Consider the following 19,626-nt stretch of genomic DNA (forward strand, 5'->3'; position numbering starts at 1 on the left):
CAGAAGTTTAAATCTTACTGAAAATTAACGAGCCGTTAGTTCCGCCAAAGCCAAACGAATTGCTTAAAACATGCTGCAGCGCCATCTGCCGTGACTGATTAGGAACGTAGTCCAGATCACAGGCCGGATCGACGTTATCCAGGTTAATTGTGCCCGGAACAACCTGATCACGCAGTGCCAGAACGCAGAACAGCGCTTCAATGGCGCCTGCTGCACCCAGCAGGTGACCCGTCATCGACTTGGTGGAGCTGATAACAATTTTATCGGCATCTGCACCATAAATTGATTTACAGGCCTGAGACTCAGCAACATCGCCGGCCAGCGTTGAAGTACCGTGAGCGTTGATGTAATTAACATCAGCAGCATTCATACCGGCATCATTCAGTGCATTCTGCATAGAAGCAGCAGCACCTGCGCCATTTTCTGAAGGAGATGTCATGTGGTATGCATCGCCACTCATACCAAAGCCGGTCACTTCAGCATAAATAGTCGCGCCACGAGCCTTGGCATGTTCGTACTCTTCCAGCACCAGCACAGCAGCACCATCGCCAAGTACAAAGCCATCACGGTCTTTATCCCAGGGGCGTGATGCAGCCTGAGGGTCGTCATTTCGGGTAGACAGTGCCCGCGCAGCACCAAAGCCACCCATACCCAGCATACCGGAAGCCATTTCAGCACCACCGGAAATCATGACATCCGCATCACCATAAGCGATGGTACGAGCGGAGTACCCAATGTTATGGGTGCCGGTCGTACAGGCGGTCGTAATCGCAATATTCGGGCCTTTAAAGCCGTATTCGATAGAAACATTACCGGAAATCATATTGATAATGGCAGCCGGTACGAAGAATGGCGAAATACGACGAGGACCAGAACGCGTCATAGCCGCGTAGTTTTTCTCGATGGTATCCAAACCACCAATACCGGAACCAATGGCTACACCGATACGACCCGCGTTTTTTTCTGTCGCCACAATACCCGAATCTTTGATCGCTTCTACAGCGGCGGCGTAGCCATACTGAATGAAGCCATCCATTTTCTTGGTATCTTTTGGATTCATATAGTCAGCAGCATTGAAGTCTTTAACCTGAGCCGCAAATTTCGTTGAAAATTTCTCTGTATCGAAGTTTTCAATGAGATTCACACCACTTTTGCCGCCCAAAATGCCTTCCCAGGTGGTTGAAACATTGTTACCCAATGGACTGATGCAACCTAAACCGGTTACAACCACGCGTCTTTTAGACATATATATTCTCCGTACCAAATTCCATATAACACTTAAAACGAAAAAAGCCGTATTAACTCTTAAAAGCAATACGGCTTTTGATAACGATAGTGTGCTCGATTAAGCCAAGTGAGTATTGATGTAATCGATAGCGTTTTGAACAGTTTGAAGCTTCTCAGACTCTTCATCTGGGATCTCAGTTTCGAACTCTTCTTCAAGAGCCATAACCAAGTTAACGGTGTCTAAAGAATCGGCACCCAGATCATCAATGAAAGATGCTTGTGCTGTTACGTCTTCTTCTTTAGCGCCTAACTGTTCACAAACAATTTTCTTAACGCGATCTTCAATGCTGCTCATAATGAGAACTCCTTAAAAGTGTTTAGCACTGTCTTAAATGTGCTGGCTAGTTTATATAAACGTTAATCTATTGGGCAAGTGAAAAGACTATTTACCTTTCGGAATTAGCCCATATACATGCCACCGTTGACGTGGATGGTTTCTCCGGTTATGTAAGAGGCGCCATCACTGGCTAAAAACAGCGCAGCATGAGCAATCTCTTCCGGTGAACCCAGGCGGTTTAACGGCACCTGTTTCATCAGGTTTTCTTTTACATCTTCAGGTAATTCGTGTGTCATATCGGTCTGAATGAAACCCGGTGCGATCGAATTGACGGTAATGTTACGACTGCCAATTTCACGCGCCAGAGACCGTGTAAAGCCCTCTACACCTGCCTTAGCAGCGCAATAGTTAGCCTGACCGGCATTGCCCATTGAGCCAACAACTGACGAGATGTTGATAATACGGCCTGTACGGGCACGCATCATCGCCTTAATTACTGCCTTACTCATGGCAAATACAGATGTCAGGTTGGTATCCATCACCGATTGCCATTCATCTTCTTTCATTCGCATGAACAGGTTATCTTTTGTAATGCCGGCATTATTTACCAATATAGCCACATCACCAAAATCTGCCTTTATTTCTGCCAGAACCTGTTTGATAGACTCAGCATCCGTCACATTCAGGCAGTAACCCTTACCGGTATAGCCTTTTTCGGTGAAGCGGGCGGTAATAGCACCTGCACCGTTTTCACTGGTTGCCGTACCAGCAACTGTATAACCCTGCGCACCGAAGGCGTCGGAAATAGCAGCACCAATACCCCGGCTTGCACCTGTTACTAATACGATTTTTGAATCAGACATGCTCTATGCCCCTACTCTTTTTTCAAATGAAGCCAAATCACCCAAAGCCGTATGGGTCAACTCTTTAGCAATTCGTCGGTTTAATCCGGAAAGCACCTTGCCCGGACCACATTCAATAATCTCAGTAATGCCCTGTGCCGCCATAAACTCAACAGACTTCGTCCACTGAACTGGCTGGTACAGCTGCTCAAGCAGGTTTTTTCTGATTTGGGCAACATCGGTAACCGCTTGAGCCACGCGGTTCTGCACAATCGGCGCACTCGGTGCATTAAAGGTGATTTCCTCAAATGCCACTGCCAGTTTCTCAGCAGCCGGCTCCATCAGTGCACAGTGAGAAGGAACACTCACCGCCAACGGCATAGCACGCTTGGCGCCCATGGCCTTAAGTATTTCGATAGCACGCTCAACAGCGGCTTTTTGGCCGGCAATAACCACCTGACCCGGAGTGTTAAAATTAACAGCGGAAACCACCTCGCCTTCAGCGGCCTTAGCGCAGCCTTCAACGACCTGCTCGTCTGTTAAACCAAGAATAGCCGCCATCAGGCCTTGACCAGCAGGTACCGCCTGCTGCATCAGCTGACCACGCAATTCTACAATCTTAACGGTATCGGCAAACGACATTACACCGCTGGCAACCAGGGCACTGTATTCACCCAGGCTATGGCCGGCGAACAACGATGGTTCGGCATCCTGTTTGGAAGACCATGCACGATATAAAGCGGTACTGGCGGTTACCAGCGCAGGCTGAGTTTTCTCAGTCTTGCTCAATTCTTCAACCGGCCCATCCAAAACCAGAGCCTTCATGTCATAACCCAGAACATCTGAGGCTTCAGCAAAGGTTTCATCAACTTGCGGATACTGACCAAAAAAGTCAGCGAGCATCCCGACCTGCTGGGAGCCCTGACCAGGGAACACAAATGCTAGCTTTGTCATTACAGGTTCTCTTTATAGTTTCAATTTTTAATTGCGGCGGATTATGAAGACAACATCCAAAAGGTGAAAGTCTGAGGATGTTGAAACATTTATGAATTATAGGAACTTAAAACAGCTCATATCAGCTTAAAACTTCATCAGTAGACGAAAGCCACTCTAATTGTCCCAATACTCTTTCCGCTGCACCTTCAGCATAAAACTTAGCCGCTCGCTCCAGAGCATTGCGGAAGGCACGCTCTTTGGCACATCCATGACTTTTAACAACCGTCAGCTCACTGCCGGCGACAATGGCACCGTTACACTCTTCAGGATTAAGCGATTTCATCGCAGAATGCAGCTCACCGCGCATCCAAAGCCCTAAAACCCGATTTACCAGGCCGTTACTCAAACGGGCTTTGAGGGTTCGATAAGCAAAACCCATTGCGCCTTCAGCCGATTTGATGACCGAATTGCCAGTAAAACCATCGCAGACAATCACATCCTGCTCGCCTGAGTAGATATCACTCGCCTCAATATAGCCGCGATAATCAATATTGCACCACTCAAGTAGCGCTTTGTGGGCCGCTTGTATATCCAGTGGCCCCTTGAAGCTTTCGATACCTACATTTAATAGCGCAACCGAGGGTTTAGAGCCCCCTATCAGGCCAACACCAACCGCTGAAAATGCAAGCAGCTGTTCCTTTTTGGCCGAATAGGACGCACCCAGATCCAGCATTACTGTCGGCTTTGACATCGTAGGTATATAAGACGCAAGTACTGGCCGCTTGAGATAGGGATGCACAGCACCGTATTTGGTGGTTAATACCAGCAGTACACCGGTGTGCTCAGCAGACACCACAACATCGGCCTTACCACTCTTCACGAGCTGGAAGCAGGCCTCAATGGAGCTGTCGCTATCAGAACGCAACAGTCGGGAAGGCTTAGAAGCAAAACCCTGTAAGGGCGGCTTGTCATACCAATCTATATTTACCGGACAATACTGAACAAGAGAGCGGAAGGTTTTCAGATCCCCAACCAGAATGCCCTGGTCTTTTGGGTGATCACGAAAGAATTGAAAACAGGCAGGAATTAAAACGGAGGGGCCGAAATCCCCTCCGTGAAGATCAATGGCAAAGGTTGCCATCTTACAAAATCAGTCGTCTTTACCAGCTACAACTTTCTGGCCTTTGTAGAAGCCATCTGCAGAAACGTGGTGACGACGATGAGTTTCGCCGCTGGTTGCATCTACTGAAGTTGTTGGAGCGGTTAAAGCATCATGAGAACGACGCATACCGCGACGTGAACGTGTTACTTTACTTTTTTGAACTGCCATGGCTAAAAGCCTCCTACTGTTAATCTTAAAGAAGCGACTTCCAATACAAACAGAAGTTACTTCAAATCTTTTAAAATATCGAATGGACTCGGCGCTCGCTCAGGCGCTTGCTCAACCTCATCCATCCCGAATTGGGTTTCTATCTGACAACTGCCTTCTGGGTGCATCGCATGCATTGGAAGACTTAACAACAACTCATCTTCAACAATACCGGCAACTTCAAGCTGCTCATCCGGCATTAATAGCAACGGATCCAGCTCAGCCGGCAAAGCTTTGGCCATTTCATCGTTATAAACCAAAGCCAATGCAAATTCACCGCTTAACTCATTGCTAAAAGAGGTTAAACAGCGTTGGCATTGCAGACTAACTGCACACGAAACCGTCCCAGAGATAACTCTGCGACCAGAATCATCCCGCTTGAAAGCAAGTTGAACTCTGGCTGGTTCGTCAATAGCCGTTGCTGCCTGCATTAACCGAGGTAGCCTCGAGGCGGTGACAACACCTTCCAGTTCACCCTGCTTATCAGCAAGTTGATATGGATTGATGCGTTCAGGCAATTCGAAATTTGACATAGGCGCGGTATGATACGTATGCAACGCACTAAGTCAAAGGCTTTTTGGGCCAAAACAACCGTTAATTCAAAGATTTAAGCTATTTTCACCTTGGACCCTATTTTTATGAAAAAACCGGCGCTGATTCTGGCGAGCACTTCCACCTTTAAACAAAAGCAGCTCACTCAACTATGCCTGAATTTCGATGTTTTCGACCCGGAAATTGAAGAAGAGCACCCAGAAAGCACTCCTCCGGAAACCCTGGCGATAGAATTAGCCGCCAGCAAAGCCATAGCCGCCTCAGCAACCTTTGCTGAAAGCTGGGTTATTGGCTCAGACCAAACTGCCGTTACTGAAAGCGGCCTATTGCTCACAAAACCGATAACCGAAGGTAAAGCGTTTGATCAGCTCTCTGCCTGCCAGGGGCAGAAGGCTCGTTTCTATAGTGCAGTGTGCTTAATCAACAAATCTAAAAACATCAGCAGAAAGTGGTCTGTTACCACAGAGGTCGAGTTTCGCCAATTAAGCAGCGAAGAAATACGGCGCTATATAAAGAAGGACGAACCTCTCTATTGCGCCGGAAGCTTTAAGATTGAATCGTTGGGTATTTCATTATTTAACGCCGTGCGCTCAGAAGACCCTTCGGCACTTATTGGCCTGCCGTTGATTAGCCTGAGCCAGGAACTGAGGAGCATTGGGCTCCTCGTCCCCTAACACGCTGCTATTTTAGAGTCAGGTCACCCGACTGACTTAGCTTAACCAGGGTGCTGGCCATACTGGCCCCCAGGCTGTTCGCGAATTGCTCCAGTGGCGAGGGCCGATAGGTGAAATCAACAATATCCGGATACCCGAGCTCTCTTGCCAGTTGCGATGTTGACTTCAGACCATCAACCAAGCCAAGTTCCAGCGCCTGCGTTCCAGTCCAAAACAAACCCGAGAACAGCTTGTCGTTATCGGCAAGGCGGTCTCCCCGGCCTTTTTTAACATCATCAATAAACTGCTGGTGAACCTCACCAAGAAGCTCTTCAAACAGCGCCTGTTCCTCCGGGTCTACCTCAGAAAACGGATCAAGGAAGGCCTTATGGTCGCCAGAGGTAAACTGCCGGCGCTCAACACCAATCTTCTCGATTAATTCCTGAAAGCCAAAGCCGGCCGCGGTAACACCGATTGAACCAACAACACTGGCGCCATTCGCATAGATTTCCTGGGTTGCAGCAGCAATATAGTAAGCACCGCTGGCGCCGGTATCGACAATGACCGAATAAATCGGGATGTCGGAGTAAAGCTCGCGTAGCCTCATTATCTCATCATAGATATAGGCAGACTGCACCGGGCTGCCGCCTGGACTGTTAATTCGCAATACGACCGCCTTGGTTCCTTCGTTCTTTAATGCTCTTTTTAAGGCACTGATCACGGCATCGGCATTGGCCCTGTCTGAGGCTGAAATAACACCCTCAACCTCAACCACAGCGGTATGTGGCCCGGACGCCCGGCTTTCACCAAGGTCGCCGCTATTAACCATGAAAATACCAATGAGCAAAAACAGATAGACAAACGTCAGCGCCTTAAAAAATATGCCCCAGCGCCGGGTGCGTTTTAATTCGAGCGAATTGGCCATGACGACCCGCTCTATTAGCTTCCACTCCTTTTCAGAAGTACTCCCATGACCCATCAGGTCTTTGTCTTTAGGTGTTTTACGACCAAACATGATTTATCCCTTACTGTTAAGACTTGCCAATAATGCCTTCAGACTGGCATCTAACTCTGCGTTGAAGGTCATTTGCTCCCCCGTCACAGGGTGAGGAAGCGTTAATTGCGCAGCATGCAGGAATAACCGGCCAAGGCCAATCTGCTTGCTGATTTGTTCTGCCTTCTTATCCTGGTATTTATCATCCCCAAGTATGCAATGGCCAGCATACTGACAATGTACACGGATCTGGTGCGTTCGTCCGGTGATCGGCTGAGCTTCAACCCAGGCACACCTGTCAAACTGTTTGAGCAACCTGTATTTTGTTTTAGATGGCTTGCCATCTCCATGAACAGACACCCTGCGCTCACCGGAAGTACTTTCTTCATGCCGTAACAGGGGCGCATCAACCATACGCTTATCCGCCGGCCACTGGCCACTGACTAAACACCAATAGGTTTTCTGAACATCCTTCTTTAAGCGGAAGTAGTCCTGCATCCGGGTTAAGCTGCTGCGCTTTTTGGCGATCAACACGACACCAGAGGTGTCGCGATCAAGTCGGTGCACCAGCTCAAGAAAACGCTCATCGGGGCGATCTGCCCGCACAGCTTCAATCAGACCTAGCTTCAGGCCAGAGCCGCCATGAACGGCCAGACCAGAAGGCTTATTGATAGCGATCATCACATCATCTTCGAAGATGATCGCGTTTTTCAGTGTATTTCTTAAGCCCTGGCTGGGCTGATGTGTATTTATTTCTTTTTGCGCCTCAGAAACTGGCGGAATACGAACAGTATCACCCGCACATAAACGCGTATCTGCCTTGGCTCGCTTACCGTTAACCCGCACCTCACCCTTGCGGATAATTCTGTATATCCGGCTTTTTGGAACGTTGTTCATATGATAACGCAGAAAGTTATCGAGCCTCTGGTCTGCTCGGTCGCTCTCAACATCAACAAATCTAACTTTAGACACATGCCATCCTTAAAGATTTTAAGGGCGAATAATAACAGCAAGCCCGAGATTGAAGCAGCTATAGTTTGCTGCTATATTCCCATGCGCTTGGTATTCTTAGCTTGGCACCCAGCGATCACACAGGTGTACAGGCGAAGATGCCCAACAACAGAAATTAAACGGTTGGGCAGCAAGAACGGATTAAAACAGAATCAGCAGCCGTTAGATCAGGTTGAAAGTATTCCAAGAAAGACAAGTGAATATTTCTAAATAGAGCAGGAATGCCCGTAAGACTCTTTCCATATCTGACATCAGCTCGCATAGACATTGCTAGTTATTGCCTGCGTATAAAAAAACGCAATTTGTATCGTGTAAATCGATTTCTATCGGTGTTTGCTTCTGTACACCTGCCTTGCTGCTCTGAAACATAACAAATCAGAGTATTAACCCTTAATGAAGAGAATGTTAATTAACGCAACTCAGGCAGAAGAGCTTCGAGTTGCACTCGTGGATGGCCAAAGAATATACGACCTTGATATCGAGGCCGGATTCAGAGAACAAAAAAAGGCCAATATTTATAAAGGCCGCATTACACGAATTGAACCCTCCCTTGAAGCTGCCTTTGTAGACTTCGGCGCTGAACGCCACGGCTTCCTCCCTTTAAAAGAAATTGCCAAAGAATATTTTGTCGACCCCAACATGTCTTCGCGCTCAAGCATTAAAGAGCTGGTTAAAGAAGGCACTGAAGTCATTGTTCAGGTCGATAAAGAAGAGCGCGGAAACAAAGGCGCTGCTCTGACGACCATGATCAGCCTGGCCGGCCGATACCTGGTATTAATGCCAAATAATGCCCGGGCCGGTGGTATTTCCCGCCGCATCGAGGGTGATGAGCGTGCTCAAATCCGCGAAGCATTACAGGGTGTCAACATCCCTGACGGCATGGGCTGTATTGTGCGCACCGCTGGCATTGGCCGATCCACTGAAGAACTGCAGTGGGATCTGGACTACCTGATGCAGCTTTGGAACACCATTAAAGAAGCATCTAATGCCCGCCCTGCTCCATTCCTGATCCTGCAGGAAAGCAACGTCATTCTGCGTGCCATCCGTGACTATTTGCGTCAGGATATCGATGCCGTTCTGATCGACAATAAAGATGCCTATAACTACGCACTGGACTTCGTTCAGAAGGTCATGCCGAGTTATCAGAACAAAATCAAACTCTACGAAGACAATGTTCCGCTGTTTAACCGCTACCAGATCGAATCTCAGATCGAAACGGCGTTTCAGCGTGAAGTTAAATTGCCGAGTGGCGGCTCTATTGTTATTGACCCGACAGAAGCTCTGGTTTCTATCGACATTAACTCCAGCCGAGCTACGAAAGGCGGCGATATTGAAGAAACTGCGTTCAATACCAACATGGAAGCCGCTGAAGAAATCGCCCGTCAATTGCGTCTGCGCGACATGGGTGGCCTGATCGTTATCGACTTTATCGATATGAACCAGGCTAAGCACCAGCGCGAAATTGAAGCGAAAATCAAAGAATCGACCAACACAGACCGTGCCCGCGTTCAAATTGGTCGCCTTTCCCGCTTTGGTCTGCTGGAAATGTCACGTCAGCGTCTGCGTCCTTCTCTGGGTGAAACCAGTGGCATTGTGTGCCCTCGCTGTAACGGCCACGGCACCATCCGTGACGTGAAATCGCTGTCTCTGGCAATTCTTCGCCTGATTGAAGAAGAAGCCCTGAAAGAACGCACTGCACAGATCCGCACCATTGTGCCGATGGCAGTCGCTACCTTCCTGCTGAACGAAAAGCGTGATCAGATCTCTGATATTGAAAAGCGCCTGAAAGTGCATGTTCTGGTGGTACCAAACCCACAAATGGAAACACCGCACTACGAAGTCATTCGCCTGCGTGATGACGATGAAAGCCTTGCTGACAGCGAACCAAGCTACGCAATGAAGTTTGAAGAGCAGCCTCTTGAAACCGAAACCGTACTGGAGCATGCAGCTAAGCCTCAGGAAGCCGCCATTTCAATGGTTCAGGCCCCGCGTGCGCCTGCACCGGTACCTGCAGCGCCAAGTGCAGCAGAAAAGCCAGCTGAACCTGCGGCAGCACCCGTTGCCAAAGCGAAGGCCAGCACGCCTAAAGCAGAACCGGGCTTGCTCACGAAAATTTCCTCCTGGTTTGGCGGCCTCTTTAAAGAAGAAGTCGTAGAAGAAAAACCGGTACAGCCGAAACCGGAACAGCCTAAAAAGCAGCCTGCTAAAAAACCTGCACGCAAGCGTAACGACAGCAAGTCACGCGATTCACGTGATAACGACAACCGCAATAACCGCGGAAATCGTTCGCAGCCTCAGGAAAACAAGCAGAATAACCGCAAGAGCAACCAGCCGGATGCAAGCAAGAACACGGAAGCCAAAGCAGATAGTGCTGCGAGCTCTGAAAAACCTGCAAGCAACCGTAATAAGTCAACAGCTAAACGCCGCCCAAGCCGCAACGCTCAAACGGGTCGCGTAACGGTTGACGAGATTGGTCAAAACCGCAAACAGCGCGGCGAAAGTAAAAATGCTGCCAAGCGTGTTAAGCCAAAGAAACCTACCGAAACGGTATCAGAGATTGACTTTGATCTGCTTGGAAAGAAACCTGAAGTCGCCGAAAAGCCGGCCACTGAAGATAAGCAGGTCACAGAGACGCCAATTCAGGAAGCCGCTAATCCGGTTAACAACACGCCTGAAGTTCAAGTCTCATCTGAGCCTTTGACAACGGATAAAGCGACAACGAAAGCGAAAGTGGAAGTAGCGGCTGAAGCTGTTGCCGAGCCTGCAAAGGCGGCAGAAGAGAAAACTCCGGAAACAGCGAAAAGCTCTACTCTGGAAACCTCCCCTGCTCCGGAAGTGGCTCAGGAAGCTCTCGAAGTTAAAGCTGAACCTGCCGCTGAAGCCAAGAAAAAACCTGAACCAACACCTGCTGTGGAAGCACCTGCTCAGGCAGAAACTCCCGCTCAGGAAGACACTGGCGAACAGGGCAAGCGCCCTACAAGGGCTGCAAATGACCCTCGCGAAGTCCGCCGCCGCCAACGCGAAGCAGAGCAGGCGACTAAAGCACAATCGGAAGAAAATTAATCCTTATTAATTAAACTTCCACAAAAAAGCCCGGGTAGTGAAAGCTGCCCGGGCTTTTTAGTTTCCATACGAAACGTTTAAAACATCACCATCGGCGCGGCTCAATCTCCAGCCTCACACCAAAAAGTTCAAAAACCTTACGGCATACCTGATCAGCCCAGCCAAGCACGCTATCGGCCCCTGCCTTTTCAGGGTTCACGATTACTAACGCCTGATTCTTAAAGCTGCCAACACCACCAGGGCCCGAAGCCCCCCTTAGCCCGGCTTTGTCAATTAACCAGCCGGCTGCCAGTTTCCGCCCGCCATCAGCCGCATAACTGACAACATCCGGGAAGCTTTCAGCGATTCGTCTGAACTCATCAAGAGTGACCACCGGGTTCTTAAAGAAGCTGCCCGCATTCGGGATCTCTACCGGGTCTGGCAGTTTTTGTTGCCGGACCTCGACAATGTGCTGCAAAACCTTCTTCGGGCTCAGATTCTTGTCGCTGGCCAGTTCCTGCAGGGTTCCGTAACCCAATACCGGTACAAACTGCTTGTTCAGCCTGAACGTCACACTGGTAATAACAAGCTCATTTTCACGGGTCTTGAACAGGCTACTGCGATAAGCAAACTGACAGTCACGCTTCGGTACGACGACAAACTCATTCGTTGTCAGATCATAAGCCTGAACAGAAACGATAAAGTCGCCGGCTTCAACGCCATATGCGCCAATATTCTGAACCGGCGCAGCACCTACGGTTCCGGGAATTAACGCGAGGTTTTCCAGGCCGGAATAGCCCTGCTCAACCACCCAGCAGACAAACTCGTGCCAGTTTTCCCCTGCCCCGACTTTTACATCGATGCTGGCATTGGTTTCATCAAGAACATCAATACCGGGAATTTTATTGTGCAGAACCAACGCCTCAACTTTATCGGGCAGAACCAGATTGCTGCCCTCACCCAGGGTGCGAACAGGCAGAGATTTACTGGCCGCCAATGTCGAAAGTTCTGGCAAAGCCTGCGGACATGAAAGCGGGTAAAAGAAGCTGGCGACCGAGGGTATTGCCATGGTATTCAAAGTTTGCAGGTTTACATCTGTTTCAAGGCGAATCATTAGCAGTCGCCCTTACAGTGGTAGGCGATAATACCCTGAGCGATGCTTTCGCACATATCGAGAACCTCTTCAAAGCCGCTCGCGCCACCATAGTAAGGATCAGGAACGCTGCGAAAGTTTCTTTCGGAAAATTCGGCGGCCAGCAGAACTTTAGCAATGCTATTGGCAGGTTTAATCTTATTTATATTCGAAAGGTTGTCTTCATCCATGGCCAGAATAAAGTCAAAGGCCGTGAAATCTTCAGCCATCAACTGACGGGCTTTTAGCCCTGTGAAGTCGTATCCCCGGCGCCGTCCCGCCTGCATTGCACGCGAATCTGGCGGGTTACCGACATGGTATGCCGCGGTTCCGGCAGAATCGACGGCTAAATCCTTGATACCGGCATCCGCCAATTGCTGCCTTAGCACAGCCTCGGCTGTTGGCGAGCGGCAAATATTGCCTAAACAAACAAAAAGCACCTTCATGCGCTTTCCTCGAACAGTTTCCTGACTGCTTCCAGATCTTCGGCAGTATCAACCCCGACTGGGATCGGTAGAACTGATTTTTCAGCAACAATTGAATGGCCATTTTCCATAAATCTGAGCTGCTCAAGCTTCTCAAGGCTTTCCAGCTCACCTTCCGGATAGGTAACAAACTCATCCAATGCACTTTTACGATAAGCATATACGCCAACGTGGCGCTTTAGTACATCCGCACCGGTGCGCACGTTATCGCGATCAAACGGGATGCCGGCGCGGCTGAAATACAGCACGCGGTGGTTCTTACCCTCTACCAGCTTGACGATATTCGGGTTACCGGCTTCTTTCACCGCAACCGTTTCGTAAAGCGTAGCCACGGAGGCACCTGCTGAATTTTCTAACAATCGGGCGACCTGGCTGAGATTGTCAACTGGCATCAGGGGCTCATCACCCTGCAGGTTGATAATAATATCTTCCGCAGCCAAGCCAAGCTTAGATGCGGCCTCCTGCAGGCGGTCCGTTCCGCTGACGTGATCTTCTTTAGTCATGACCACCTCATAGCCCGCCCGTTTCACACAGTCTTCAATTCGCTTGTCATCGGTCGCGACAACAACATCTGAAAACAGCGAAGCATCTACGGCCTCGCACACCCGGATAATCATCGGCTTGCCGGCTATATCCTGCAATGGTTTGCCCGGAAGGCGTGATGAGCTATAGCGGGCTGGAATGATGACGACTTTTTTCATGAATAAGAGCCTCTATTCTGTCTATCAACTTATGTTCAAAAGATTCAGGCAATGAATAGTCCAGTTTGACAACATAAGTCTTGGGGAAATCGTTAAGCTTGAGCTTTACTGCATCTTTTTCGGTAATAATGACCGGAAGTTGGGCGCTGGCAAGCACCTTCCGGTCAATTTTCTGGTGATCATTGAACTGCACCTGCTCTGCCACCCGAAAGCCGAGCGAGGTCAGGCTGGACACAAACGAATCGAAATTGCCAATACCGGAAACAGCGCAAACATCACAATGAGGGAGGATGGCACCCGCGTAATTTTCAGGCTGTGAGAAGCTTAGCTCAGCCGCGACTGAACCAGGTAATGGCTTATCGGGCTGACCTTTGGTGACGATGAAATCAACACTGCCAAGACGGCTTTTGGCTTCTCTGAGCGGCCCTGCCGGCAGCAGTAATTCATTGCCAAACAGGCGATGGCCATCAACCATCAAAATTTCAAGATCGCGATGCATAGCGTAGTGCTGCATGCCATCATCACTGATAACGAGATCCACAGTATGACTCTCAAGCAGATGGGTCACGGCTCTGTGCCGCTTTGGGTCTACAACGATAGCGCAGCCTGTTCTGTTCTGGATCAGTTTGGGCTCATCACCACACACTGACACATCCGTTTGTGCGCTGACACTGAGCGGGTAGTCGGGTTTTTCAGCCGCACCGTAACCGCGACTGACCACGCCTACCCTAAAGCCCTGCTGCTGCAGCTTGTGTACCAGCCAGATAATCATCGGCGTTTTACCGGTGCCACCAACGGTAAGATTACCAACGACGATAACCGGGGCTTTATAGGGCGTTTTATTGCGGCCGGCGCGGCGCTTTCCAGAGATAGCACTGACCAGAAGGCTCAGTGGAGATAGTAATGTTGCCTGCCATTTGATCTTAGATGAATACCAGAAGTTCATGGCATTGATACCTTAAAAGAGCCGAGGTTTCGGCTCTATTCAGAACTCTCGGCTTGAGTGGTAATGCTGACCTTAACAAAGCCCAGTTGGGCGACGGCATCGAGTGCAATAACGAACGCCTGATGCGGTGCCTCAGCATCACCGGTCAGCACAATGGGCTTAGTCAGATTACCGGTAGAAACCTCAGCAAGGGCTTGCTTGAGTGATTCAATATCCGACTTGATCAAGACCTGGCCGTTCAGAGCATAGGTACCGGTGCGGTCGATCAGAATTTCGATTGGCTTCTGATCTTCAGCAGCGACCTGACTTTGACTTTCAGGTAAGTCTATCTGCAGTTGCGTTTCACGGGTAAAGGTTGTTGTCACCATAAAGAAGATAAGCAGCAGAAACACAACATCGATCAATGGAGTGATATTAACGTTTACATCATCATGGCGACTGCGACGAAATCTCATTTTTTCTTAGCGGCCCCTTCAGAATGAATAGCTTCAACGAGCTTGGCGCTATCCTGCTCCATCAGTACAGTCAGCTCATCAACCCGGCGGACCAGCGCGCGATGGAAGATAACCGCGGGGATGGCCACAGTCAGACCAGCAGCCGTTGTGATAAGCGCTTTGGAAATACCGCCAGCCAGGATTCCGGTATTACCGGTACCCTGAATCATGATGTCGGTGAAGACATCGACCATACCCAATACCGTACCCAGCAAACCCAGTAGCGGAGAAATGGCAGCAATGGTACCCAGAGTACTGAGGAATTTTTCCATTTCATGGGCCGCGTGATCGCCGGCTTCCTGAATTGAATCTTTCATGGCTTCACGACCGTGACGGGAAGACTGCAGGCCCGCAGCCAAAACATAGCCAAACAGGCTGCTTTGGCGTAATTCTTTAATTTTGTCTGAGTCGAGCTCGTGGTTTTTAATCCACATCCATACCTGCGGCAACTGATCTTTTGGCCGCACCTTGGATACACGCAGCGTCCAGTAGCGCTCAACAATAATCGCCAAAGCTATAACAGAACAAAGAATAATTGGCAGCATCAGCAAGCCGCCGGATTTGATAATCTCGAACACAGGGACCCTCCTTCTAAGCCCGTTACTCTAACATAGGCTCATGGATAAAATGTATAAAAATCAATTAATAAGCCGATTTCTGTAGGCTGTTTCCCAACTCTTTACGGCAATGCCTTCTGGCCTGAATTGCAGGCGCACGGTGCCTGATTGAGCCGTGCTTAACAAAACCTGCTGAGACTGCCGGAACCATTCTTTGATCCTCGGGGCTGGCCAGGCCGGCCTGGACCTGTCACCGGTGCTGACAACATAGGTTGCGCCCGAGTTCGCAGCCAGCCAATCAGCGGCTGAGCTGGAGTCAGAACCATGATGCCCCAACAAAACAACATTAAAAGGAAACAGCTCAGGAAACTGCTGCAACAGGAAATACTCAATCGTCTTGTCGGCATCGCCGGTCAATATCATACGGCCATTGCCGGTTTCATACAGCACAATACAGGAGTGATTGTTATCACTGCTTTGAAACTGTACAGGCACCGGAATAAACCGCAGGTAAGGAGAAGGTGCCGATGCCTGATGGCAACTTCTAAAGGTGCTCTGGCCGGCTATACGCCGGAAGGCATCCGGCTGGCCGGACCACGCCCTAAGCTGCGGCTCGTTTTGCTGAATATAATTAACGGCCATCGAGTGGTCTGAATCTGCATGGGTAACGATCAGGTAGTCTAGTTTAGCTATCTGCCTATCGAGATCGCGCTCAAAAAAACTGTTCTCACTGCCATAGCCTCCCCCGGTATCAACCAGCCATCGCCCATTACCATCTTCTATCAATACAGCTGAGCCATGACCAACATCATAAAAAGTAACCGTTGGGTATCGCCCGGCAAGGGGCTGTTGAAAAAGCATTAAGATCGCCACAACTGACGCAAACATGATCAGCATGAGCTTTTCTCTGTTATCAACCCACCATACCAGCAGAACAAACAGCGCAACCACCAGGGCAATTGTTGAAAAGCTAACCCAACTTGTTTTAAAGGAATAGTCAGAGGTGAATTCCAGAAACCGAAACAGCATCTTTACAACCCACTCGAAAAGACCGATACATTCATCAAGCGGCAACAAGCACAGCAGGAAGGCCAAAGGTAACAGCACAAAGCCGATCACCGGAGTAATCAGCAGGTTCAATACGGCAGAGAACGGGTTAATTGGAAACCCGGAAATAAAGGCCCAGGGAACAACGGTCAGCGACATTGCACACTGAAAGAAAATGAGCTTTATCAGCTTGTGCCTGAAGTTTAGGAGGTTCCAGCGCAGCAACAGCAAAATCACCGCAACGGAACTAAAACTAAGCCAGGCACCCAATGATAACCAGGCTTCCGGCTGCAGCACTGAAATAATGACGCTTGCGCTGATTAACGCAGCCAGCCAACTGACTCTCACGGCAAGAAAATACATCAGCAGCGGAACTGCAAACATAAGCAGCGCCCTTGTTGCCGGCACCGGCCAGCCCAGCAAACTGACGTATAGCGCCACAAAGCCAAGGGTGAGGCCATACAAACCACCTCGTGGTAATACGAAGTATTGGGAAAATGGCGTCAGTAGCAGCTTAGTCAGAGTAAGAATAAAAAGCGCAATAAAACCAATATGCATACCACTGATAACAAACAGGTGCATCAGCTGATTACTGCTGAACAAATCTTTAACTTCAACCTGCAAAGAACCGGACCAGCCTAACACCAGCGCTGCCCATACATCTGCTGCAACGGGGCTGGAGAATTCGGCAACCCGTTTTACGTAAAGCTTCTGCACCAGAGATGGAGCCTGGTAAATTTCCTCGGGCTTTAACAGGGTTGCCTTGGCATCGATATGCTTTGAGAAGAAATAACGATCGGAATCAAAGCCGCCCGGGGTTAAGAAACCCAGCGGCTGCCGAAGCCGGAAGTCACCCTTTATACAACGGCCTGGTTTTAGCGGTTGATCAATCTTTGAGGCTGGAATAGTCAGCCGAACGTGCCGCAAGCTAATGTTATCGGGCTGCGAAACAACACGGGCATTCACCGAAAAGAAATCCGGATATTCGGTCATTTTTTGTGCGGTACAAACGGTTAATACAGCTGACTCATGCTGCATGCTTCGAGGTAAAACGTGTTTAACGTCGAGCTCCAAACCAATCAGCATAATGCCTGCAAGTACAGCCAATGCACATGCCGTTCTTCTGGCAACAACAAAAAACAATAGGATGGCTGTAGCAAAGCCAGCCACGCATGCCACTGAAAAGCCGAAGTAATACCAGCACCACGGCAAGCTTGTCACCAACAATACAATTGGCACGAGATGCCCTTCCCTGACAAAAAAAACGCATTACATCCTGTAATGCGCTATGGTGATTTTAAGCCTTGACCAGGTGACCTTTTGTTAACTTGTAACGAACCGGAAATTGCTGCGCCCAATCCTGGTTGTGGGTAACAACGACGAAACAGGTGCCGGTTTGCTCATTTAATTTCTGAATCATTTTCTGGATTTGTTCAGAAGTTTCTTCGTCCAGATTTCCTGTTGGCTCATCCATCAGCACAATACCGGGTTTGTTAATCAGCGCCCGGGCAATAGCAACGCGCTGCCGCTCACCGCCGGAAAGTTCTGCCGGGCGATGGTCAATGCGCTGGTCCAAGCCCACACCAGCCAGCAATTCCCTGGCATATTGATAAGACGCATCAGAAACCTTGCCTTGAATACGGCAGGGAATCAACACGTTATCAATGGCCGAGAACTCTGGCAGCAGGTGATGAAACTGAAAAACAAAGCCCATAAATTTATTCCTGAGCGACGCTCTCTGCACATCCCCCAACTTCGCCAATGGTTTGTTACTCATTTGAACAGTACCATCAGTCGGGTCATCCAGACCGGCCATAAGGTTCAGCAAGGTGGTTTTCCCAGATCCACTGGCGCCCACGATGCTGACCATTTCACCTTCATGAATCTCAAAATCGATGTCTTTTAAAACATGCACAACATCGTCAGCCATCTTGAAATTACGGGAAACATTATGACAAGCTAAAACAGACTTAAGACTCATAGCGCAGCGCCTCCGCAGGAGAAATTCTGGAAGCTTTCCAGGCAGGATAAATCGTCGACAGCACAGAGATCAAAAAGCTGGCAGAAGCAATAATGGTGACATCACTCCACTTTAACTCAGATGGGATGTAGCTGATAAAATACACATTGGCATTCAGAAATTGAATGTTAAAGGTGTTTTCAATCCAGGAGAGAATATCTGCGATGGTTAACGCACCAATCACACCCAACACCACACCTACAGTGATACCAATGAGCCCGATCGCTGTACCCTGAACCATAAAAATGGAGAGAATCTGACGCTTGGTTGCACCCAGTGTTCGCAGTACGGCAATCTCTGCCTGCTTATCGGTAACCAGCATGACCAGACTGGAAACCGTATTAAAACCGGCAACAGCAATGATCATAAAGAGCAACAAGCCGACCAGTCTTTTTTCCAGCTGAATAGCCTGAAACAGATTACCCTGTGTACGCGTCCAGTCACCAACGTAATAGATATCAGTAAGCTTTCGACCAACCTCCAGCGCTATTTGACGGGCTTTGAACAAGTCGGTTGTTTTTAACTGTACGCCATCGACCGCTCCGCCATAGAGCATCAGCTTGCCTAAGTCATCAATGTGCGTTACCACAAGGTTGGCGTCGAGTTCTGCTCCTACCTCAAACAGACCGACAACCTCAAAGCGTTTAAATCTGGGTTGAATACTGGCGATGTTCACCGACATTTCAGGCACGATAAGGGTAATTTTATCGCCGACACCAACGCCTAAAATCCGCGCCAGTGTGCTGCCAACAATGGCACTGAATGGCGTATCACTTAAATCGGAGATATCACCGGCAATCATGTTCTCCGGCAGAATTGAAACGGTTCCGACCGTATCCGGGTTTACCCCGCTTAACAGAGCGCCTCGGGTATTGTCGTTGGCCACAACCATACCCTGCGTTTCAATGTATTCCGAAGCACCGACAACAAGCGGGTGCTCCAGGGCTTTATCAATAATCTCCTGCTGAGTTCTCATTTCTCCGGGCAGCGATATGGTGGCGTGAGGCACCATACCTAAAATTCTGTTGCGCATTTCCTGATCAAAACCATTCATCACAGAGAGCACAATAATCAGCACCATAACGCCTAACGTAAGGCCAGCCATTGAAAGTGCGGAAATAAAGGAAATAAAGTGATTGCGCCGCTTGGCCCGCAAATACCTTAAACCTATATAAAAAGGTAAGCTATGAAACATAAAAGTCGATAATCCAGTAAACTCGGCGTGGGCGAACTATATTGACTACAATTCTTGAGTCAGACCCATTTTACACAACTATGACA

20 protein-coding genes are annotated in these 19,626 nt (G+C 49.1%); 2 read left to right on the forward strand and 18 right to left on the reverse strand.

Annotation, left to right across the window (positions count from 1 at the left end):
- Nucleotides 1–7 precede the first annotated feature (7 nt).
- From fabF to BCF53_RS05320, 7 genes are all read right to left on the reverse strand, one after another.
- Nucleotides 8–1,246 carry a beta-ketoacyl-ACP synthase II gene (fabF, locus tag BCF53_RS05290; protein ID WP_132700471.1) on the reverse strand — a complete coding sequence of 413 codons (1,239 nt, stop codon included), beginning with the start codon at nucleotides 1,244–1,246 and terminating at the stop codon, nucleotides 8–10.
- A 99-nt stretch (nucleotides 1,247–1,345) separates the two neighbouring features.
- Entirely contained in the window at nucleotides 1,346–1,582 is a 237-nt protein-coding gene (gene acpP, locus BCF53_RS05295) for an acyl carrier protein (protein WP_132700472.1), read from the reverse strand.
- A gap of 104 nt (nucleotides 1,583–1,686) precedes the next feature.
- Nucleotides 1,687–2,427 (reverse strand): 3-oxoacyl-ACP reductase FabG, encoded by a 741-nt coding sequence (gene fabG, locus BCF53_RS05300; protein WP_132700473.1) that lies wholly within the window; start codon nucleotides 2,425–2,427, stop codon nucleotides 1,687–1,689.
- A gap of 3 nt (nucleotides 2,428–2,430) precedes the next feature.
- Entirely contained in the window at nucleotides 2,431–3,360 is a 930-nt protein-coding gene (fabD, locus tag BCF53_RS05305; RefSeq protein WP_132700474.1) for an ACP S-malonyltransferase, read from the reverse strand.
- A 121-nt stretch (nucleotides 3,361–3,481) separates the two neighbouring features.
- Nucleotides 3,482–4,483: a phosphate acyltransferase gene (locus BCF53_RS05310; RefSeq protein WP_132700475.1), complete on the reverse strand. Its 1,002-nt coding sequence runs from the start codon at nucleotides 4,481–4,483 to the stop codon at nucleotides 3,482–3,484.
- Nucleotides 4,484–4,492: 9 nt separating this feature from the next.
- Nucleotides 4,493–4,672 (reverse strand): 50S ribosomal protein L32, encoded by a 180-nt coding sequence (gene rpmF / locus BCF53_RS05315; RefSeq protein WP_132700476.1) that lies wholly within the window; start codon nucleotides 4,670–4,672, stop codon nucleotides 4,493–4,495.
- A 56-nt stretch (nucleotides 4,673–4,728) separates the two neighbouring features.
- Nucleotides 4,729–5,244, reverse strand: a complete 516-nt coding sequence (locus BCF53_RS05320; RefSeq protein ID WP_132700477.1) for a YceD family protein — start codon at nucleotides 5,242–5,244, stop codon at nucleotides 4,729–4,731.
- Between the two features lie 105 nt (nucleotides 5,245–5,349).
- On the opposite strand from BCF53_RS05320, the gene BCF53_RS05325 reads away from it, so the two are divergent.
- Nucleotides 5,350–5,937, forward strand: a complete 588-nt coding sequence (locus BCF53_RS05325) for a Maf family protein (RefSeq protein WP_132700478.1) — start codon at nucleotides 5,350–5,352, stop codon at nucleotides 5,935–5,937.
- 7 nt (nucleotides 5,938–5,944) lie between these two features.
- Here the strand turns inward: BCF53_RS05325 and sppA are convergent, their stop codons facing one another.
- Together sppA and rluC are read right to left on the reverse strand one after the other, a co-directional pair.
- Entirely contained in the window at nucleotides 5,945–6,931 is a 987-nt protein-coding gene (gene sppA / locus BCF53_RS05330; protein WP_207902658.1) for a signal peptide peptidase SppA, read from the reverse strand.
- A 3-nt stretch (nucleotides 6,932–6,934) separates the two neighbouring features.
- Nucleotides 6,935–7,882, reverse strand: coding sequence for a 23S rRNA pseudouridine(955/2504/2580) synthase RluC (gene rluC, locus BCF53_RS05335; protein ID WP_132700479.1), 948 nt, complete (start codon nucleotides 7,880–7,882; stop codon nucleotides 6,935–6,937).
- Nucleotides 7,883–8,323: 441 nt separating this feature from the next.
- Between rluC and rne the strand changes: the two genes are divergently transcribed.
- Nucleotides 8,324–10,984 carry a ribonuclease E gene (rne, locus tag BCF53_RS05340; protein ID WP_132700628.1) on the forward strand — a complete coding sequence of 887 codons (2,661 nt, stop codon included), beginning with the start codon at nucleotides 8,324–8,326 and terminating at the stop codon, nucleotides 10,982–10,984.
- An 85-nt stretch (nucleotides 10,985–11,069) separates the two neighbouring features.
- On the opposite strand, the gene murB is transcribed toward rne, so the two are convergent.
- The 9 genes from murB to BCF53_RS05385 are packed head-to-tail and all read right to left on the reverse strand — an operon-like array spanning nucleotide 11,070 to nucleotide 19,540.
- Nucleotides 11,070–12,077 carry a UDP-N-acetylmuramate dehydrogenase gene (murB, locus tag BCF53_RS05345; protein ID WP_132700480.1) on the reverse strand — a complete coding sequence of 336 codons (1,008 nt, stop codon included), beginning with the start codon at nucleotides 12,075–12,077 and terminating at the stop codon, nucleotides 11,070–11,072.
- Complete coding sequence (locus BCF53_RS05350) at nucleotides 12,077–12,541, reverse strand: low molecular weight protein-tyrosine-phosphatase (RefSeq protein WP_132700481.1); 465 nt, start codon at nucleotides 12,539–12,541, stop codon at nucleotides 12,077–12,079. Before BCF53_RS05350 ends, murB begins: the two co-directional genes overlap by 1 nt.
- Nucleotides 12,538–13,281 carry a 3-deoxy-manno-octulosonate cytidylyltransferase gene (gene kdsB, locus BCF53_RS05355; protein WP_132700482.1) on the reverse strand — a complete coding sequence of 248 codons (744 nt, stop codon included), beginning with the start codon at nucleotides 13,279–13,281 and terminating at the stop codon, nucleotides 12,538–12,540. The genes BCF53_RS05350 and kdsB overlap by 4 nt, the downstream gene beginning before the upstream one ends.
- Complete coding sequence (gene lpxK / locus BCF53_RS05360; RefSeq protein WP_132700483.1) at nucleotides 13,247–14,227, reverse strand: tetraacyldisaccharide 4'-kinase; 981 nt, start codon at nucleotides 14,225–14,227, stop codon at nucleotides 13,247–13,249. The genes kdsB and lpxK overlap by 35 nt, the downstream gene beginning before the upstream one ends.
- A 35-nt stretch (nucleotides 14,228–14,262) precedes the next feature.
- Complete coding sequence (locus tag BCF53_RS05365) at nucleotides 14,263–14,682, reverse strand: ExbD/TolR family protein (protein ID WP_132700484.1); 420 nt, start codon at nucleotides 14,680–14,682, stop codon at nucleotides 14,263–14,265.
- On the reverse strand, nucleotides 14,679–15,299 hold the full coding sequence (locus tag BCF53_RS05370; RefSeq protein ID WP_132700485.1) for a MotA/TolQ/ExbB proton channel family protein: 621 nt from the start codon (nucleotides 15,297–15,299) through the stop codon (nucleotides 14,679–14,681). The genes BCF53_RS05365 and BCF53_RS05370 overlap by 4 nt, the downstream gene beginning before the upstream one ends.
- Nucleotides 15,300–15,359: 60 nt before the next feature.
- Nucleotides 15,360–17,564: a DNA internalization-related competence protein ComEC/Rec2 gene (locus tag BCF53_RS05375; protein WP_132700486.1), complete on the reverse strand. Its 2,205-nt coding sequence runs from the start codon at nucleotides 17,562–17,564 to the stop codon at nucleotides 15,360–15,362.
- A gap of 58 nt (nucleotides 17,565–17,622) precedes the next feature.
- A complete protein-coding gene (locus BCF53_RS05380; RefSeq protein WP_132700487.1) occupies nucleotides 17,623–18,306 on the reverse strand; it encodes an ABC transporter ATP-binding protein in 684 nt (227 codons plus the stop codon).
- Entirely contained in the window at nucleotides 18,296–19,540 is a 1,245-nt protein-coding gene (locus BCF53_RS05385; protein WP_132700488.1) for a lipoprotein-releasing ABC transporter permease subunit, read from the reverse strand. The genes BCF53_RS05380 and BCF53_RS05385 overlap by 11 nt, the downstream gene beginning before the upstream one ends.
- Between the last annotated feature and the right edge of the window lie 86 nt (nucleotides 19,541–19,626).

Source organism: Reinekea marinisedimentorum (assembly GCF_004341165.1).
In the GTDB taxonomy this organism is placed as follows: Bacteria; Pseudomonadota; Gammaproteobacteria; order Pseudomonadales; family Natronospirillaceae; genus Reinekea; species Reinekea marinisedimentorum.

Excerpts from the sequence above, each read along its gene's own strand:
- fabF (WP_132700471.1), bottom strand. The coding sequence starts at position 1,246 with ATGTCTAAAAGACGCGTGGTTGTAACCGGTTTAGGTTGCATCAGTCCA.
- acpP (WP_132700472.1), bottom strand. The coding sequence starts at position 1,582 with ATGAGCAGCATTGAAGATCGCGTTAAGAAAATTGTTTGTGAACAGTTA.
- fabG (WP_132700473.1), bottom strand. The coding sequence starts at position 2,427 with ATGTCTGATTCAAAAATCGTATTAGTAACAGGTGCAAGCCGGGGTATT.
- fabD (WP_132700474.1), bottom strand. The coding sequence starts at position 3,360 with ATGACAAAGCTAGCATTTGTGTTCCCTGGTCAGGGCTCCCAGCAGGTC.
- BCF53_RS05310 (WP_132700475.1), bottom strand. The coding sequence starts at position 4,483 with ATGGCAACCTTTGCCATTGATCTTCACGGAGGGGATTTCGGCCCCTCC.
- rpmF (WP_132700476.1), bottom strand. The coding sequence starts at position 4,672 with ATGGCAGTTCAAAAAAGTAAAGTAACACGTTCACGTCGCGGTATGCGT.
- BCF53_RS05320 (WP_132700477.1), bottom strand. The coding sequence starts at position 5,244 with ATGTCAAATTTCGAATTGCCTGAACGCATCAATCCATATCAACTTGCT.
- BCF53_RS05325 (WP_132700478.1), top strand. The coding sequence starts at position 5,350 with ATGAAAAAACCGGCGCTGATTCTGGCGAGCACTTCCACCTTTAAACAA.
- sppA (WP_207902658.1), bottom strand. The coding sequence starts at position 6,931 with ATGTTTGGTCGTAAAACACCTAAAGACAAAGACCTGATGGGTCATGGG.
- rne (WP_132700628.1), top strand. The coding sequence starts at position 8,324 with ATGTTAATTAACGCAACTCAGGCAGAAGAGCTTCGAGTTGCACTCGTG.
- murB (WP_132700480.1), bottom strand. The coding sequence starts at position 12,077 with ATGATTCGCCTTGAAACAGATGTAAACCTGCAAACTTTGAATACCATG.
- BCF53_RS05350 (WP_132700481.1), bottom strand. The coding sequence starts at position 12,541 with ATGAAGGTGCTTTTTGTTTGTTTAGGCAATATTTGCCGCTCGCCAACA.
- kdsB (WP_132700482.1), bottom strand. The coding sequence starts at position 13,281 with ATGAAAAAAGTCGTCATCATTCCAGCCCGCTATAGCTCATCACGCCTT.
- lpxK (WP_132700483.1), bottom strand. The coding sequence starts at position 14,227 with ATGAACTTCTGGTATTCATCTAAGATCAAATGGCAGGCAACATTACTA.
- BCF53_RS05365 (WP_132700484.1), bottom strand. The coding sequence starts at position 14,682 with ATGAGATTTCGTCGCAGTCGCCATGATGATGTAAACGTTAATATCACT.
- BCF53_RS05380 (WP_132700487.1), bottom strand. The coding sequence starts at position 18,306 with ATGAGTCTTAAGTCTGTTTTAGCTTGTCATAATGTTTCCCGTAATTTC.
- BCF53_RS05385 (WP_132700488.1), bottom strand. The coding sequence starts at position 19,540 with ATGTTTCATAGCTTACCTTTTTATATAGGTTTAAGGTATTTGCGGGCC.